The sequence below is a fragment of the Pseudonocardia benzenivorans CB1190 genome, from assembly GCF_000196675.2.
GTDB lineage: Bacteria > Actinomycetota > Actinomycetes > Mycobacteriales > Pseudonocardiaceae > Pseudonocardia > Pseudonocardia benzenivorans.
In genome coordinates this window covers 4,905,968-4,922,820 of sequence record NC_015312.1, presented here as the reverse complement: position 1 = coordinate 4,922,820, position 16,853 = coordinate 4,905,968, and the positions used below count along the sequence as shown (strand labels likewise).

Annotated in this window: 11 protein-coding genes; 8 read left to right on the top strand and 3 right to left on the bottom strand. The window is 73.5% G+C overall.

Annotated features, from left to right (window positions below; genetic code table 11):
- Positions 1–5: 5 nt before the first annotated feature.
- A complete protein-coding gene (locus tag PSED_RS23080) occupies positions 6–1,952 on the top strand; it encodes a fumarate reductase/succinate dehydrogenase flavoprotein subunit (protein ID WP_013676655.1) in 1,947 nt (648 codons plus the stop codon).
- A complete protein-coding gene (locus PSED_RS23075) occupies positions 1,949–2,719 on the top strand; it encodes a succinate dehydrogenase/fumarate reductase iron-sulfur subunit (protein ID WP_013676654.1) in 771 nt (256 codons plus the stop codon). The genes PSED_RS23080 and PSED_RS23075 overlap by 4 nt, the downstream gene beginning before the upstream one ends.
- A gap of 118 nt (positions 2,720–2,837) precedes the next feature.
- Here PSED_RS23075 and PSED_RS23070 read toward each other — a convergent pair whose 3' ends face one another.
- Positions 2,838–3,191, bottom strand: a complete 354-nt coding sequence (locus PSED_RS23070; protein WP_013676653.1) for a hypothetical protein — start codon at positions 3,189–3,191, stop codon at positions 2,838–2,840.
- 96 nt (positions 3,192–3,287) lie between these two features.
- On the opposite strand from PSED_RS23070, the gene PSED_RS23065 reads away from it, so the two are divergent.
- The 6 genes from PSED_RS23065 (at position 3,288) to PSED_RS23040 (ending at position 12,318) form a co-directional block, all read left to right on the top strand.
- Entirely contained in the window at positions 3,288–4,052 is a 765-nt protein-coding gene (locus PSED_RS23065) for a hypothetical protein (RefSeq protein ID WP_013676652.1), read from the top strand.
- Positions 4,049–4,381: a hypothetical protein gene (locus PSED_RS23060; RefSeq protein ID WP_013676651.1), complete on the top strand. Its 333-nt coding sequence runs from the start codon at positions 4,049–4,051 to the stop codon at positions 4,379–4,381. Before PSED_RS23065 ends, PSED_RS23060 begins: the two co-directional genes overlap by 4 nt.
- Before the next feature lie 285 nt (positions 4,382–4,666).
- A complete protein-coding gene (locus tag PSED_RS23055) occupies positions 4,667–6,616 on the top strand; it encodes a S9 family peptidase (RefSeq protein ID WP_013676650.1) in 1,950 nt (649 codons plus the stop codon).
- Positions 6,617–7,250: 634 nt separating this feature from the next.
- On the top strand, positions 7,251–7,958 hold the full coding sequence (locus PSED_RS23050; RefSeq protein ID WP_013676649.1) for a M50 family metallopeptidase: 708 nt from the start codon (positions 7,251–7,253) through the stop codon (positions 7,956–7,958).
- Between the two features lie 20 nt (positions 7,959–7,978).
- Complete coding sequence (locus tag PSED_RS23045; protein ID WP_013676648.1) at positions 7,979–8,407, top strand: nitroreductase/quinone reductase family protein; 429 nt, start codon at positions 7,979–7,981, stop codon at positions 8,405–8,407.
- Between the two features lie 83 nt (positions 8,408–8,490).
- Positions 8,491–12,318, top strand: coding sequence for an efflux RND transporter permease subunit (locus PSED_RS23040; RefSeq protein ID WP_013676647.1), 3,828 nt, complete (start codon positions 8,491–8,493; stop codon positions 12,316–12,318).
- A gap of 159 nt (positions 12,319–12,477) precedes the next feature.
- Here PSED_RS23040 and ppdK read toward each other — a convergent pair whose 3' ends face one another.
- Together ppdK and PSED_RS23030 are read right to left on the bottom strand one after the other, a co-directional pair.
- A complete protein-coding gene (ppdK, locus tag PSED_RS23035; protein WP_013676646.1) occupies positions 12,478–15,210 on the bottom strand; it encodes a pyruvate, phosphate dikinase in 2,733 nt (910 codons plus the stop codon).
- 145 nt (positions 15,211–15,355) lie between these two features.
- The gene (locus PSED_RS23030; protein ID WP_013676645.1) at positions 15,356–16,789 is read right to left on the bottom strand and encodes a protein adenylyltransferase SelO; all 1,434 of its coding nucleotides are present in this window, start codon (positions 16,787–16,789) and stop codon (positions 15,356–15,358) included.
- Positions 16,790–16,853 lie beyond the last annotated feature (64 nt).

Below are 16,853 nucleotides of genomic sequence, written 5' to 3'. Positions count from 1 at the left end.
GCGAGATGACTTCAGCACAGCAGCAGAACCATGCGGTCGACGACCGTGACGTCGAGATCCACGACTACGACGTCGTCGTGATCGGGGCCGGCGGCGCGGGGCTGCGCGCCGCGATCGAGGCGCGCGCCCAGGGCAAGCGCACGGCGATCATCTCGAAGTCGCTGTTCGGCAAGGCCCACACCGTCATGGCCGAGGGCGGCTGCGCCGCGGCGATGGGGAACGTCAACCCGAACGACAACTGGCGCGTGCACTTCGGCGACACGATGCGCGGCGGGAAGTTCCTCAACAACTGGCGCATGGCCGAGCTGCACGCCAAGGAAGCCCCGGACCGGGTCTGGGAGATGGAGACCTACGGCGCGCTGTTCGACCGCACCAAGGACGGCAAGATCAGCCAGCGCAACTTCGGCGGGCACACCTACCCGCGGCTGGCGCACGTCGGTGACCGCACCGGCCTGGAGCCGATCCGCACCCTGCAGCAGAAGATCGTCTCCCTGCAGCAGGAGGACTTCAAGGCCACGGGCGACTACGAGTCCAACATCCGTGTCTTCCACGAGACGACGATCACCGACCTCTTCAAGGCCGACGGCGCCATCGCGGGCTGCTTCGGCTACTTCCGCTCGACGGGCCGCTTCGTCCGGTTCAACGCCCCGGCGATCGTGCTGGCCACCGGCGGCGTCGGCAAGAGCTACTCGGTGACGTCGAACTCCTGGGAGTACACCGGCGACGGCCACGCCCTGGCCCTTCGCGCCGGCGCGACGTTGATCAACATGGAGTTCCTGCAGTTCCACCCGACGGGCATGGTCTGGCCGCCGTCGGTGAAGGGAATCCTGGTCACGGAGTCGGTGCGCGGTGACGGTGGCGTCCTGCGCAACTCCGAGGGCAAGCGGTTCATGTTCGACTACATCGCCGACGTCTTCAAGGACCTCTACGCGACGTCGGAGGAGGAGGCGGACCGCTGGTACACCGACCCCGACAACAACCGCCGCCCGCCGGAGCTGCTGCCGCGTGACGAGGTCGCGCGCGCGATCAACTCCGAGGTCAAGGCCGGTCGTGGCACCCCGCACGGCGGCGTGTTCCTCGACGTCTCCACCCGGCTCAAGCCGGAGGAGATCCTCAAGCGGCTGCCGTCGATGCACCACCAGTTCAAGGAGCTGGCCGACGTCGACATCACCAAGGAGCCCATGGAGGTCGGCCCGACCTGCCACTACGTGATGGGTGGGGTCGAGGTCGACCCCGACACCGGGATGTCGCGCGTGCCGGGCCTGTTCGCCGCGGGCGAGTGCTCGGGCGGCATGCACGGCTCGAACCGGCTCGGCGGCAACTCGCTGTCGGACCTGCTGGTGTTCGGCCGCCGCTGCGGCCTCGGCGCCTCGGAGTACGTCGACGGGCTCGCCGGACGGCGTCCCGCGGTGATCGAGTCCGACGCGGAGGCCGCCGTCGACCGTGCGCTGCTGCCGTTCTCCTCGGCGACCGAGGGCGGGGAGAACCCGTTCGTCGTGCACCTGGAGCTGCAGAAGACGATGCACGAGCTCGTCGGCATCATCCGCAAGGCCGACGAGATGGAGATGGCCCTCAAGAAGCTCGAGGACATCGCCACCCGCACGCGCACCGTCGCCGTCGAGGGTGACCGCAAGTTCAACCCGAACTGGCACCTCGCGCTCGACCTGCGCAACATGCTGCTCGTCTCGATGTGCGTGGCGAAGGCGGCGCTGGAGCGCCAGGAGAGCCGGGGCGGGCACACCCGCGACGACTTCCCCGTCATGGACGCCGACTGGCGTCACGTCCTGCTCGTGCTCGAGGCGCTGGGTGAGGACAACGTCGAGCTGACGCGCAAGGAGCAGATCCCGATGCGTCCCGACCTGCTCGACATCTTCGAGATGGACGAGTTGAAGAAGTACTTCACCGGCGAGGAGCTCGGTGGCCACCGAGCGGACCAGGGAGAGCGGGCATGAGCTACTGGGCGCACTTCCGCGTCTGGCGGGGCGACTCCGAGAAGGGCGAGCTCGTCGACTACCCGGCCGAGGTGAACGAGGGCGAGGTCGTCCTCGACATCATCCACCGGCTCCAGCAGACCGAGGCCCAGGACCTCGCCGTCCGCTGGAACTGCAAGGCCGGCAAGTGCGGCTCCTGCTCGATGGAGATCAACGGCAGGCCGCGGCTGGCGTGCATGACCCGGATGAACACCTTCGCCGAGGACGAGGTCGTGACGGTGACGCCGCTGCGCACGTTCCCGGTGATCCGGGACCTCGTGACCGACGTGTCGTTCAACTACACGAAGGCCCGCGAGATCCCCTCGTTCGCGCCGCCGGAGGGCGTCGAGCCGGGCGAGTACCGCATGCAGCAGGTCGACGTCGAGCGGAGCCAGGAGTTCCGCAAGTGCATCGAGTGCTACCTGTGCCAGAACACCTGCCACGTCGTGCGCGACCACGAGGAGAACAAGGAGGCCTTCGCCGGCCCCCGCTACCTCATGCGCATCGCCGAGCTGGACATGCACCCGCTCGACTCGGCCGACCGGCAGACGGCCGCCCAGGACGAGCACGGCCTCGGGTACTGCAACATCACCAAGTGCTGCACCGAGGTCTGCCCCGAGCACATCAAGATCACCGACAATGCGCTGATCCCGCTCAAGGAGCGCGTCGTCGACCGGAAGTACGACCCGGTCGTCTGGCTCGGCAACAAGCTGTTCCGCCGCGGCGAGCCGGCGAACAAGAACCGCTGAGCGCCGGCGCCTCGTCGGCGGCCTGCTCGGACCGGGCTGCCACGGCAGCCGGGTCCTCGGCCTCCCGTGAGTGGCGATAGTCGCCGGAGCGACTATCGCCACTCACGAGGCGGTCGGGTCAGCCGCCACCCAGCGAGCGGCGGATCTCGTCGAGCTTCTCCTTGGCCTTCTTCTCGCGCTCGGCCTCCTGCTCGGCGATCGAGCGCCCGGCCTCGGTCTCGCCCGCGAGCTCGGCCGTCCCCAGCGACGTCGCCCAGCGGCCCTCGATCTTGTCGCGCACGTAGTCGAGGGTGGGGACGCCGGCGTCGGTGTAGCCCGTCGGGTTCTCGACGCCGGGGACCGGCGGCACCGGCAGGCCCGGTTCCGGCACGGCGGGCGTGATCGCCGCGGCCGTCCCCGCCTGCTCCGGCGCCGGCGAGGCGTCCTCGGCGTTCTCGGCTGGTGGCTCGGCGCGGGTCGGGTCGTCGGTCATCTGGCCTCCCGGCGTGGGACGGGTGCGTGGCCGCCACGCTACGGGGTCGGCGCGCCGCGCGTCGCCACCCGCGGGCGTCCTGGCACCCTTCACCTCATGACGACCGCCGCGCCTCGCGCCGCCTGGTCGCGGCGTCTGCTCACCGCCGGCCTGGTGCTCGCCGTCGTGTGCGCCTTCGCGGCGACGACCGCGCTCGTCGCCCAGCGCAACCTCGCCACGGCCGCCTCGACGCTGCTGCTCGCGCTGGTCGCCGGCGCGTCCGCAGGCGCGTCGTCGGCAGCGGTGGTGGGGCCCCCGAGCACGACCACCCCGGCCGTGGCGATGACGCGTTGGACGGCCGTCGGTGTGCTGCTGGGGGTCGCGTTCGCCGCCGCGGTGCTCGGCGGCGTCGGAGCGCTGCTGCGGCTGGTGCTGCCCGGGATCGTGGCGCAGGTCGTCGTCGGGGCGGCGGCCCTGGTCGTGGTGCTGCGCGAGGCCGGTGTGCTGGGGTTCCCGCTGCCCGCCAACCCGATGCGCATCCCCGCCGACGTCCCCGACGACGACGAGTGGGGCGAAGCACGCACCGGGTTCGCGCTCGGCACCGGCATGCGCAGCGGCGTCCCGGGCGGGCTCGCGTCGGGGCTGCCGCACCTCGTCGCGCTCGCGCTGGCGCTGACCGTGCCGTTCGGCATGGCGTTCGTCGTGGCCGCCGGGTTCGGGATCGGTGTGGTCGCGACCGTCGCCGCCCGGCCCGAGGCCGTCGACGGGAGGTGGCTCGCGCCGGCCGCCGGCGTGCGGCTGCTGCTCGCGCTGGAGTGTGCGGTCGCCCTCGCCGTGTCGATGACGGTGACGGTCGCGGGGCACGTCACCCCGGGACCGTGACGGTCGTGGCCGCCCGGGTCCGCGAGATCGTCGTCGTCCACGACGTCTCCTGCCCGCGCTGCTCCCGGATCGCCCACGAGCTGCCGGGGTGCGTGACGGTCCCGGTTCGGCCGCGATCCTGCTCCGAGCCGCGGCTCGCGGAGATCTACCCCAACCTGCCGACGGCCGTGGCCCGTTGTGCGCGGCCGGCGATCGGGGTGGTCCGCATCGACGGGTCGGTGCGCTGGTGGCAGGGGTTGGCCGGGGCGGTGGGGCTGCTGCCCGTGCTGCGCCCCGGCGCAGGAGCGCGCGCCGTCGGACTGCTGCGGGAGGCCGCCCGGGGGCGCTGAGCTTCCGTCGGCTCCTGGCGGGCACGACGTCGCGGTCGCGGGTCCGGCTCAGGACGGCGCGTGGACGTGAGGCCTGCGCAACCTGGTGGTCGTGGGCACGGCTCCGGGGAGCGGTGACGTTGCGACCGACGTGTGGGGCGCAACGTCACGGTCATGGATTCGGCCCTGGACGACGGTGAGGTTTTCGGCAGGCCCGGAGGCTGCGGGCGCGGTGAGGCACCCGGCAGTCCGGCAGCGTCCCGGACCGCGCGGGCGGGTCGGGGCGCGTCCGTCCACAATGACTCCGTGACGACTCCCGCGGCGTACGGCTCCTGGCCCACCCCTCTGACGTCGGAGCTGGTCGTGGCCGCGGCCGTACGGCTCGGCGAGGTGCGGGTCGACTCCGACGGAACGGTCCTGTGGGCCGAGGGCCGGCCGAGCGAGGGCGGGCGGACGCAGATCGTGCGCCGCCGAGCCGACGGCACCCTGACCGACCTGCTGCCCGAGGGCTTCGACGCCCGCACCGCCGTCCATGAGTACGGCGGTGCGGCCTGGTGGGTCGACGGCGGCACCGTGTGGTTCGCCAACTGGTCCGACCAGCGGCTCTACCGGATCGACCCGGACTCCGCGACGCCGACCGTCGTCAGTCCCGAGCCGGCGACGCCGCGCGGCGACCGTTGGGCCGACGGTGTCGTCGCGCCGGACGGGTCACTCGTGCTGGTCCGCGAGCAGCACCCGCCGGGCGGTGGGCCGGCGCAGGTGCGCAACGAGGTCGTGCGGCTGCACCCCGACGGCGAGGTCGACGTGCTCGTCACCGGCCCCGACTTCGTCACCTCGCCACGCCTGGACGCCACCGGCGGTCGGCTGGCGTGGGTGTCCTGGGACCACCCGTCGATGCCGTGGGACGACACCGTCCTCACCGTGCGCGACCTCGGCTCCGGCGTCGACACGGTCGTCGCGGGCGGGCCGGGGGAGTCGGTCTCCGAGCCGCGCTGGCAGGACGACGGCTCGCTGATGTTCGTCTCCGACCGCACCGGCTGGTGGAGTCTCTACCGCTGGACGCCCGACGACGGGGTCCGCCCGGTCCTCGTCGAGGAGGCCGAGATCGGTGTCCCGGGGTGGACGCTGGGCACGTCGCGACACGTCACGCTGCCCGACGGGCGGGTCGTCGCCGCATCCCGGCGGGCCGGGTACGACCGGCTGCTGCTCCGTGCCCCCGACGGCGCGGTCGAGGTGCTCGACCTGCCGCTCTCGGCCGCCGGGTCGCTGCAGGTCGCGGGCCCGGACGCGGTCGTGCTCGTCGCGGGCGGCCCCACGCACGAGGCCTCGATCTGGCGCGTCACGATCGGCGCGCCGGAGCCCGAGGTGCTGCGACCGGCCCGCGACCTCGGCGTCGACGAGGGATACCTGTCGGTGCCCGAGCCGATCGAGTTCCCGTCGACCGACGGGGACGGCGCCCCGCGCACCGCGCACGCGTTGTTCTATCCGCCTGCCAGCGTCACCCACCGTGGCCGCGACGGCGAGCTGCCGCCGTTGCTCGTCGTCATCCACGGCGGCCCGACGGCGGCCGCGTCCCCGGTGCTGTCGGTCGGGGTGCAGTACTGGACGAGCCGCGGCTTCGCCGTCGTCGACGTCGACTACGGCGGTTCGACCGGCTACGGGCGCGCCTACCGTGACCTGCTGAAGGGAGCGTGGGGGATCGTCGACGTCGCGGACTGCATCGCTGCGGCCCGGTGGCTCGGCGAGCAGGGACGGGTCGATGCGCAGCGGCTCGCGATCCGTGGCGGCTCCGCCGGTGGTTACACGACGCTCGCCGCCCTCGCCCGCGACGACACCCCCTTCGCCGCGGGCGCCGACCACTTCGGCGTCGCCGACCTCGAGGCGCTGGCCGCCGACACCCACAAGTTCGAGAGTCGCTACCTCGACGGGCTCGTCGGCCGCTACCCCGAGGACCGCGACGTGTACGTCGAGCGCTCGCCGATCCACCACGTCGAGCGGTTCGGCAAACCCCTGATCGTGCTGCAGGGCAGCGAGGACGCGATCGTGCCGCCCAACCAGTCGCAGCTCATCGTCGACGCGCTGCGCTCGCGTCACGTGCCGGTCGCCTACCTGCTGTTCGAGGGCGAGCAGCACGGGTTCCGGCGCGGCGAGAACATCCGCCGCGCCCTCGACGCCGAGCTCAGCTTCTACGGCCAGGTGCTGGGCTTCGACCTGCCCGCCGAGGAAGGGATCGAGCCGGTCGAGATCGAGCGCTGAGCCGCGACGTCCGGTGTTGGGCGGCGATGTTCTCGACCGGGACCGGATGAGCCGGTCGGTTCGTCCGCGGGAGCCGCAGGTCGGTGATCGTCAGACGGGGGACAGGGGCGCATGGGTGACGTTCGTCCCGGAAGTGGTGATCACGACGGCGGCTCAGCCCTTCGTGGTTCGCTCGTGCGCGGTGACCGCCGGCGGGCCGCGGCCTCCCGCTCGATGGTCGTCGAACGAAGGACGTGGGCGCGCGTGCTGGCGTTCATGTCCCGCGGACGGTGATCATCGGAGGCTGTTGGGGCGGCCGGGGTGCCGCTCGAGGTGCCCGTCCTCGCGGACGGGCGCTGCGGGCGGCGCGCGCTGCGGGCGGGCGCTGCGGGCCGGGTCAGGGCAGCTGCCCCGGCTGCTGATCGCCGGACCTGGGACCTGAGCGCACCTGGTCGCGCTCATGTCCCGCGGACGATGATCACCCAGTCGGCGCGCCGCGGCCGGGGGGCCGCGTCATGTTCGGGGGTCGGGCTCACGCCTCGCAGGGCGCCGCGGGCGCGCCGCCGGGCTCGCACCGCAGGGCGTCGCCTCGCCGTCGGACCCGCGGAGGTCGAGCCCGATCCACCCCGGGCACGGCCGGTGCCACACTGGCCGTGTGGCCACCGACGCGTTCTCCGTCGTCACGGCGGGCGTGCAGACGGCGCTCGACCGGCCGGAGGTCCTCGTCCCCGGGCTCGTGGCGTTGGCCGTCGTGGTGTGGACGCTGTCCTGGCGGGTGACGCGGACCGTCGTGACGATCGCGCACGAGGGCGGGCACGCGCTGCTCGCCGTCGTCACCGGCCGTGGGCTCACCGGGATCCGGCTGCACGCCGACACGTCCGGCGTGACGCACTCGACGGGCCGGGGCCGCGGGCCGGGCGTCGTGCTGATGTTCCTGGGCGGGTACCCGGCGCCGCCGCTGCTCGGGCTCGCGGGTGCGCTGGCGGTCGCGGAGGGGCACGCGGACGTCGCGCTGTGGGTCGCGACGGGCCTGCTGTTGGTGACGCTCGTCCATATCCGCAACGCGTTCGGGGTGCTCGCCGTGCTCGCGACGGGCGGCGCCACGGCCGCGGTCGCCTACGCCGCCCCACCCGACCTGCGGACCGCGTTCGCCACGGCGATGGTGTGGTTCCTGCTCATCGGGGGGCTGCGGGCGGTGGGCGAGCTGCAGCGGGGCCGCAGGACGGGCCGACGTGGCGGCTCGGACGCCGATCAGCTCGCCCGGTTGACCGGCGTGTCCGGCGGAATATGGGCGGCGTTGTTCTGGTTGCTCGCGGCGGCGGCGTTGATCATCGCCGTGTGGGTGTTGCTGCTGCGCACCTGACCCGAGCAGGAGGACGGACGTTGAGCGACTTCAACACCGGTGTCATCGAGCAGTTCCGGACCAACGACGGGCAGGTCGGCGCTCCGTTCGAGGGCCGGCCGATGGTGCTGGTGCACCATGTGGGCGCGAAGTCGGGCGAGGAGCGGGTGACGCCGCTGGTGTACCTGCCCGACGGCGAGCGGATCGTGATCATCGCCTCGGCGGCCGGCGCTCCCCGCCACCCCGCCTGGTACCACAACCTGAAGGCCAACCCGACAGTGACGGTCGAGGTCGCCGACGGCAAGGGCAACGTGGAGACGTGGTCGGGCGTCGCCGAGGAGATCACCGGCGCGGAGCGCGACGAGCTCTACGCGCGACAGGTCGAGGTCATGCCGGGGTTCGCCGGGTACGAGGACAAGACGCGCGGCGTCCGGACGATCCCTGTGTTCGCAGTCACCCGCGCGGCCTGACCACCGCTCCCGACCTGGGGGGCTCAGCGAACCCTCAGGACCTGGCTGCGGCGCGCGTCGTCCCGTTCGCTTGAATCGTCGGCATGTCGTGGCTCGCGCGCCTCAGCCTGGCCAACCGGGCCGTCGTCGGGCTGGTCACCGTCCTCGTCATCGGCTTCGGTCTCTTCTCGACGACGTCGTTGCGGCAGGAGCTGTTCCCGTCCCTCGACGCGCCCGTCGCGACGATCGTGACCCCGTACCCCGGCGCGTCGCCGGAGGTCGTCGAGCAGCAGGTGACAGGCCCGATCGAGGCGGCCGTCGACGGGGTGGACGGCGTCGCGGACAGCCGGTCGACCTCGACCGGTGGGTCGTCGGTCGTCACGCTGGACCTCGAGTACGGCACCGACCTGTCGACGGTGACGGGCGCACTGCAGCGCGCGGTCGCGGGCGTGAGCCTGCCGACGGACGTGACGCCGACCGTCGTCACCGGGAGTACCGACGACATCCCGGTCGTCGTCCTGGCGGTGTCGTCGAACCTCGGTGCCGACCAGGTGGCCTCCGTGCTGCGCGACCAGGTGCGGCCACAGTTCGCGGGCCTCGACGGCGTCTCGCAGGTGTCGCTCTCGGGCGTCGCAGATGCGCAGGTCACGATCGCGGTCGACCCGGCCGCGGCCGCCGCGCGCGGGGTGTCGCTCGCGAGCCTGACGTCGTTGCTGCAGGCCAACGGCGTGCGCATCCCCGCGGGACAGCTCAGCCCCGACACGAACCCGACGACGGTCGAGGTCGGTGGCCCGATCACCTCGGTCGAGGAGCTGGCGAACCTCTACGTCAGCCCCGGTGCCGCCGCCTCGACGGGGGCGACGGGCAGGCCGGGGGCCTCGCCCACCGCGCCGACCGCGCCCACCGCGCCGACTGCCGCGGCCGCGCCCGTCCGGCTCGGCGACATCGCCACCGTCGCGGAGGCGCCCGCGCCGGCGACGGGGTACACCCGCACCAACGGCCAGCCCAGCATCGGCCTGTCGGTGACGAAGGCGCCGGACGCCAACACCGTCGACGTCGCGCAGCAGGTCCGCGACGCGATCCCCTCGATGATCACGGCCCTCGGCGGGTCTGCGCAGGACGCCCAGGTCACCGTGGTGTTCGACCAGTCGCCGTTCATCACGCAGTCGATCGACGACCTCACCACCGAGGGCCTGCTGGGCCTGCTGTTCGCCGTCCTCGTGATCCTCGGCTTCCTGCTGTCGGTGCGCGCGACGCTCGTGACGGCCGTGTCGATCCCGCTGTCGGTGCTCGTCGCGATGATCGTGCTGGACCTGTCCGGCGAGACGCTCAACATCCTGTCCCTCGGCGCGCTGACCATCGCGATCGGCCGTGTCGTCGACGACTCGATCGTCGTCATCGAGAACATCACGCGGCACGTCGCGCGCGGTGGCCCGCGCCGGCCGGCGATCGTGGCGGCCGTCCGCGAGGTCGCGGGCGCGATCACCGCCTCGACGATCACCACCGTCGCCGTGTTCGCGCCGATCGGCCTGGTCGGCGGGCAGGTCGGCGAGCTGTTCCGGCCGTTCGCGGTGACGGTGACGGCCGCGCTGCTGGCGTCGCTCGTCGTGTCGCTGACGGTTGTGCCGGTGCTGGCGTCGGCGGTGCTGAAGGTCCGCGAGCCGGTCGAGGGCGACGCGCCTGCGGTCAAGGGCGACGACCCGCTCACCGCGCCGACCCGGCTGCAGCGCGGCTACCTGCCCGTCCTGCGCGGCGCGCTGCGCCGTCCCGTCGTGGCGATCGTCGTCGCGGTGCTGATCCTCGCCGGGACGTTCGCGCTGGTCCCGGGGCTGCGTACCAACTTCCTCGGCGACGCGGGCGGCAACACGATCTCGGTCACCCAGGAGCTCGCCCCCGGCACCGGCCTGCCGCAGGCCGACGCCGCCGCCAAGCAGGTCGAGGCCGTCCTGCGCGACACCCCGGGCGTCGCGACCTACCAGGTCACCGTCGGGACCCCGGGCGGCGCGCAGGGCCTGGGCAGGCCCGGCGCGGGCGGCTCGGGCACGACGCGGTTCTCCGTCACGCTGGCCGACGACGCCGACGCCACCGCCGTGGCCGACGACCTGCGCGGCCGGCTCGACTCGCTCGGCGGCCCCGACCGCGTCGGCAACCTGACCGTGCAGAACGGGCAGGGCGGGTTCGGGTCCGACCAGCTGCAGGTGACCGTCCGGGCCGAGGACCCGGCCGTCCTCGCACAGGCCGCCGACCAGGTGCAGCAGGCCGTCGCCGCCATTCCCGGCGCCGCCGACGTCCGCAACAACCTGGCCGCCGCGCAGCCGTCGATCCGGGTGACCGTCGACCGGCAGAAGGCCGCGGCCGCCGGCCTCACCGAGGCCCAGGTCGGGCAGGTCGTCGCGGCGGCGTTGCGCGGCACGACGATCGGCTCGGTGACGATCGACGGGGTGCGGCAGGACGTCGTCGTCCGCTCCGGGACCGCGCCCGCCGACCTCGCCGCGCTGCAGGCGCTCCCGCTCGCCGGGCCGCTGCGGCTGTCCGACGTCGCGACGGTCGCGGAGGTCCGTACCGCTCCGAGCATCAGCCACACCGACGGCTCGCGCAGCGCGCTGGTGACGGCCCGCCCGTCGGCCGACGACCTCGGGGCCGTCACCCGCGACCTGCGCACCACCCTCGACGGGCTCTCGCTGCCCGCGGGTGCGACGGCCGAGATCGGCGGCGTCTCGACGCAGCAGTCCGACGCGTTCACCCAGCTCGGGATCGCCCTGCTCGTCGCGATCGCCGTCGTCTACCTCGTCATGGTGCTGACGTTCGGCAGCCTGCTGCAGCCGTTGCTGCTGCTGATCTCGATCCCGTTCGCCGCGACGGGCGCGCTCGGCCTGCTGCGTGCGACGAACACCCCGCTGGGCGTCCCCGCGTTGATCGGCATGCTGATGCTGGTGGGCATCGTCGTGACCAACGCGATCGTGCTCATCGATCTGGTGAACCAGCGACGCCGGGCCGGCGTCCCGCTGCGCGAGGCGATCGTCGACGGCGCCGCGCACCGGCTGCGGCCGATCCTGATGACGGCCGTCGCCACGATCTTCGCGCTGCTGCCGATGGCGCTCGGGCTGACCGGCGGCGGGGTGTTCATCTCCCAGCCGCTCGCGATCGTCGTGATCGGCGGGCTGGTGAGCTCGACGCTGCTCACGCTCGTGCTCGTCCCCGTCCTGTACCTGCTGGTGGAACGCGTCCGCGAGCGGGTGCGCCGTCGCCGCGAGCCGGTCGCCGAGACCCTTTCCGAGCCCGTTTCCGGGACCGGGGACACGGTCGGCGCGGCGGCCCCGTCGGAGCCGGAGGTACCGCTCACGCCGGCGCCGCGGACGCCCCTGGCCGACTCACCCTGGACCGAGCCCGAGACGACGCCGCTCCCGACCGGGCCCGGCGTGCACGGCCGGGTCGGCGACCGGGCCGGGCGGCCGCTGGTGGGCGCCACGGTGTCGCTCTTCGACACCGACGGCGGGCTGCTCGCCAACACCGAGACCGGCGACGACGGCACGTACCGCTTCGAGGTCGACGGGTCGGGGGACTACGTCGTCGCCGCGCGGTCCGGCGAGCGGGAGCCCGTGGCCGAGCTGGTGAGCGTCAACGGCGGGCCCGCCTGGCGGGACCTGACCGCCGACGGCCCGGCGTCCGTGCACGGGGTCGTGCGCGTCCCCGGCGGCCCGGGCGTCGTCGCGACGGTGACACTGGTCGACGCCCGGGGCGAGGTCGTCGGTGCCGGGCGGACCGACGCCGCCGGCCGTTTCGAGCTGAGCTCCGTGCCGGCGGGTGAGCACCACCTGCTCGTCGCGACGCCGACGGGGTCCTCCGCGTCGACCCGGGTCACCGTTCCCGAGACCGGTGCCGTCGCGGCCGAGATCGACGTCCCCGCCGACGCGGTCGGCAGCTCGCACTGACCCGGCCGACCCGGCGCGCAACCCCACGGTCGTGCGGACGGCCCGGCCCAGCCGTGGGGTTGCGCTCGGCACGGCGGGCGCAACCTGAGCGTCGTTGCGCGGGCGCCGGGCGACGCCGAGGGTGCGCCCGGCGCAGGGCCGCGGCCGACGCGGGACGGGCTAGAGCTCGCCGCCCACGGTGTCGTCGACCAGCGCCGCGCGGCCGGCCTCCAGCCGCGCCACCGGCACCCGGAAGGGCGAGCAGGACACGTAGTCGACCCCGGCGTAGTGGAAGAAGTGCACCGAGTCGGGGTCGCCGCCGTGCTCCCCGCAGACGCCGAGCTTGATCCCCGGCCGGGTCTCGCGGCCCTTCTCCACCGCGGTGCGGATCAGGGCGCCGACGCCGTCGCGGTCGAGCGACTCGAACGGCGACACCGTGAACACGCCCTTCTCCAGGTAGGCGGCGAAGATGGCGGCCTCGACGTCGTCGCGGGAGAAGCCCCAGGTCGTCTGGGTGAGGTCGTTGGTGCCGAAGGAGAAGAACTCGGCCGACTCCGCGATCCGGCGCGCGGTGAGCGCGGCCCGGGGCAGCTCGATCATCGTCCCGATCGGGATGTCGAGATCGACCCCCGCGGCAGCCTGCACGTCGGCGACGATGCCGTCGATCTCGTCGCGGATCAGGTGCAGCTCCATCACCGATCCGACGAGCGGGACCATGATCTCCACCCGCGGGTCGCCGCCGGCGAGCGCGCGCTCGGCCGCGGCCTCGGTGATCGCCCGGACCTGCATGCCGTAGAGCCCCGGGACCAGCAGCCCGAGCCGGACACCGCGGCGGCCGAGCATCGGGTTGGCCTCGTGCAGCCGCTCGACGGCGGCGAGCAGTCGCTCGTCGTCGGCGGAGACGCCGTCGCCGGTCGCCTTCGCGACGGCGACCTTGACCGCGAGCTCGGTGCGGTCGGGGAGGAACTCGTGCAGCGGCGGGTCGAGCAGCCGGATCGTCGTCGGCAGGCCGTCCATGGCCGTGAGCAGCTCGACGAAGTCGGCGCGCTGCAACGGCAGGAGCTCGGCGAGCGCGGCGTCGCGCGCCGGGGGGTCCTCGGCCAGGATCAGCCGCTCGATCAGCACCCGGCGGTCGCCGAGGAACATGTGCTCGGTGCGGCACAGCCCGATCCCCTGCGCGCCCAGCGACCGGGCGCGCGTCGCGTCCTCGGCGTTGTCGGCGTTGGCGCGCACGGCCAGCCGGCGGGTGCGGTCGGCGTGGCGCAGCAGCCGGTCGACGGCGCGGACCAGGTCCGCGGCCTCCTCGTCGACGCCCTCGAGGGCGGCGTCGAGCCCGCGCTCCAGGTAGGTGACGACGGGTGAGGGCACCACCGGCAGCTCGCCCGCGAATACCTCGCCGGTGGAGCCGTCGATGGAGAGCAGCTCGCCCTCGGCGATCGTCGTGCCGTTGACGCGCAGCACCTTCGCCTCGGCGTCGACGTCGATCTCCTCCGCGCCGCAGACGCAGGTGCGGCCCATGCCGCGGGCGACGACGGCCGCGTGCGAGGTCTTGCCGCCGCGGCTGGTGAGCACACCGGTCGCGGCGATCATGCCCTCGAGGTCGTCGGGGTTGGTCTCACGACGGACCAGCAGCACCCGGCGGCCCTCCGCGGCGCGGGCGACGGCGGTGGCGGAGTCGAACACGACCTCACCGACGGCCGCGCCCGGCGACGCGGCCATCGCCTTCGTGAGCAGCGTGCGGGGGGCGTCCGCGTCGAACTGCGGGAACATCAGCTGGGCCAGCTGATGCCCGGTGACCCGGGTGAGCGCCTCGTCGCGGGTGATGACCTGCTCGTCGACGAGCTGCGTCGCGATCCGGAACGCCGCGCCCGCGGTCCGCTTCCCGACGCGCGTCTGCAGCATCCACAGCTTGCCGCGCTCGACGGTGAACTCGATGTCGCACAGGTCGCGGTAGTGGGTCTCGAGCCGCCGCATGATGCGCGTGAGCTCGGCGTGCGACGCCGGATCGAGCCGGGCGAAGTCCTCGAGGGAGAGCGTGTTGCGGATGCCGGCGACGACGTCCTCGCCCTGGGCGTTGACCAGGTAGTCGCCGTAGACGCCCTGCTTGCCCGTCGCGGGGTCGCGGGTGAAGCAGACACCGGTGCCCGAGTCCTCGCCCATGTTGCCGAAGACCATCGCGCAGATGTTGACGGCCGTCCCGAGGTCGTGCGGGATGCGCTCGCGGCGCCGGTAGATGCGGGCGCGGTCGGTGTTCCAGGAGTCGAAGACGGCGCGCATCGCCATGTCGAGCTGCTCGCGTGGGTCCTGCGGGAAGTCGCGGCCGGTCGCGTCGGAGACGATGTCCTTGAAGTCCTCGACGAGGCCCTGCAGCGCGGCCGGGCTGAGCTCGACGTCGGTCGTCGCGCCCTCGCGGGTCTTCACGGCGTCGAGCCGGTCCTCGAACCGTTCCGACGGGATGTCCAGCACCGTGCGGCCGAACATCTGGATGAGCCGCCGGTAGGAGTCCCAGGCGAAGCGCTCGTCCTTGGCCGCCTCCGCGAGGCCCTTCACGGAGTAGTCGTTGAGCCCGACGTTGAGGACCGTCTCCATCATCCCGGGCATCGACACCTTGGCCCCGGAGCGGACGGAGACGAGCAGCGGGTCCTGGATGTCGCCGAGGCGCCTGCCCAGGCCGTCCTCGAGGCGGCGCAGCGCCATCGTGACCTGGACGCGCAGCGACTGCGGTTCCTCGCCGCGGTCGAGGTAGTGCCGGCACGCCTCGGTCGTGATGGTGAAGCCGGGCGGGACCGGCAGGCCCAGCCGCGTCATCTCCGCGAGGTTGGCGCCCTTGCCGCCCAGGAGGTCGGTCTGGCTGCGGTCACCGTCGGCGAAGTCGTAGACCAGCTGGGCGCGCTCGCGCATGGCCGTCGTCATGGAAAAACCCCCGGAGGTCCTGCGTCGTCGACATCGGGTCCGGTGCAGTACAACGGACGAACGACGACCACCACAACGCACCGGGTCGTGAATGTTGACACCCCGGTGGTCGTCCGCAGCGAGATCGTCTCGAAACGAGACGATCTCAGGTCCCGCAGTACGTGACGTGCGGAATCGATCCCGTGGGGGCCGGCCCGACGAGATCGTCGAGGCCCGGCCGCTGCTCGAAGGGCCGTGAGACGGCGTCGAGCAGCCGCTCGAACGGCGCCTGGTCACCGGCCTCGGCGGCGGCGAGCGCGGCGTCGACGCGGTCGTTGCGCGGGATGTAGAGCGGGTTGACGCGGTCCATGGCGGCGGCCACCCCCGCGCGGTCGGCCGGGAGCAGCGCCTCGCGCCGGGCGGCCCACGCGTCGAACCGGGCGCGGTCGAGGACGAGGTCGCGCGCCGTCCCCGCCGCGAGGGCCCGGAAGAACGTGGTGAAGTCGACGTGCTCGGCGTGCAGCAGGTCCATCAGGTCGGTGCCCAGCGCCACGTCCGGCGCCGCGATGCCGAGCTTGGCGGCCATCCCCGTCGCCCAGTACCGCTCGTAGGCGGCGGGGTAGCCGGCCAGCACGCCGTCGAGGGCGTCGGCCGCGTCGGGGCCGAGCAGCGGCGCGAGCGTCTCGCCGAACCGGGCGAGGTTCCACCGCAGGATCGACGGTTGCCTGCCGTAGGCGTAGCGGCCGGTGTCGTCGAGCGAGCTGAACACGGTGGCGGGGTCGACGGCGTCCATGAACGCGCACGGGCCGTAGTCGATCGTCTCGCCGGAGACCGTCGTGTTGTCGGTGCTCATCACGCCGTGGACGAACCCGACGAGCATCCAGCGCGCGACCAGCGCCGCCTGCGCGTCGACGACACGGCGGAACAGCTCCAGGTAGGGCTGCGGCGCGTCGGCGGCCGCCGGATGGTGCCGGGCGATCACGTGGTCGGCGAGCGCGCGCAGCATCTCGCGGTCGCCCGACGCCGCCGCGTACTCGAACGTCCCGATCCGCAGGTGGCTCGCCGCCACCCGGCACAGCACCGCGCCGGGAAGCGACCGCTCGCGCCGGACCCGGGTCCCGGTGGCGACGACGGCCAGCGCCCGCGTCGTCGGGACACCCATGGCCTGCATGGCCTCGCCCATCAGATACTCGCGCAGCATCGGCCCGACGGCTGCCATGCCGTCGAACCCGCGGGAGAACGGTGTCGCGCCCGTGCCCTTCAGGTGCAGGTCCCGGCGCCGGCCGCGGGTGTCGACGACCTCGCCGAGCAGCAGCGCGCGGCCGTCGCCCAGCCGGGGCCGGTAGACCCCCCACTGATGGCCCGAGTAGACCAGCGCGCGGGTGGTCACCCCGTCGGGCAGCCCGTTCCCGACGAGCAGCGCCACCCCGGCCGGCTCGCGCAGACCGGCGGCGTCGACGCCCAGCTCGGCCGCGAGCGCGTCGTTGAGCACGAGCAGCTCGGGCGTCGCGACCTCCACCGCCTGCCACGGCAGCGACATCCCCGGTACGTCCCGCGCGTAGGAGTCGTCGAACGTGAACAGGGTCCGGGCTGCCGTCATGTCCCCGAGACTACGTATCCGGTGTCCACGGCCTGCCGTGATCGGCCAGGATGCCGGGAGAGGG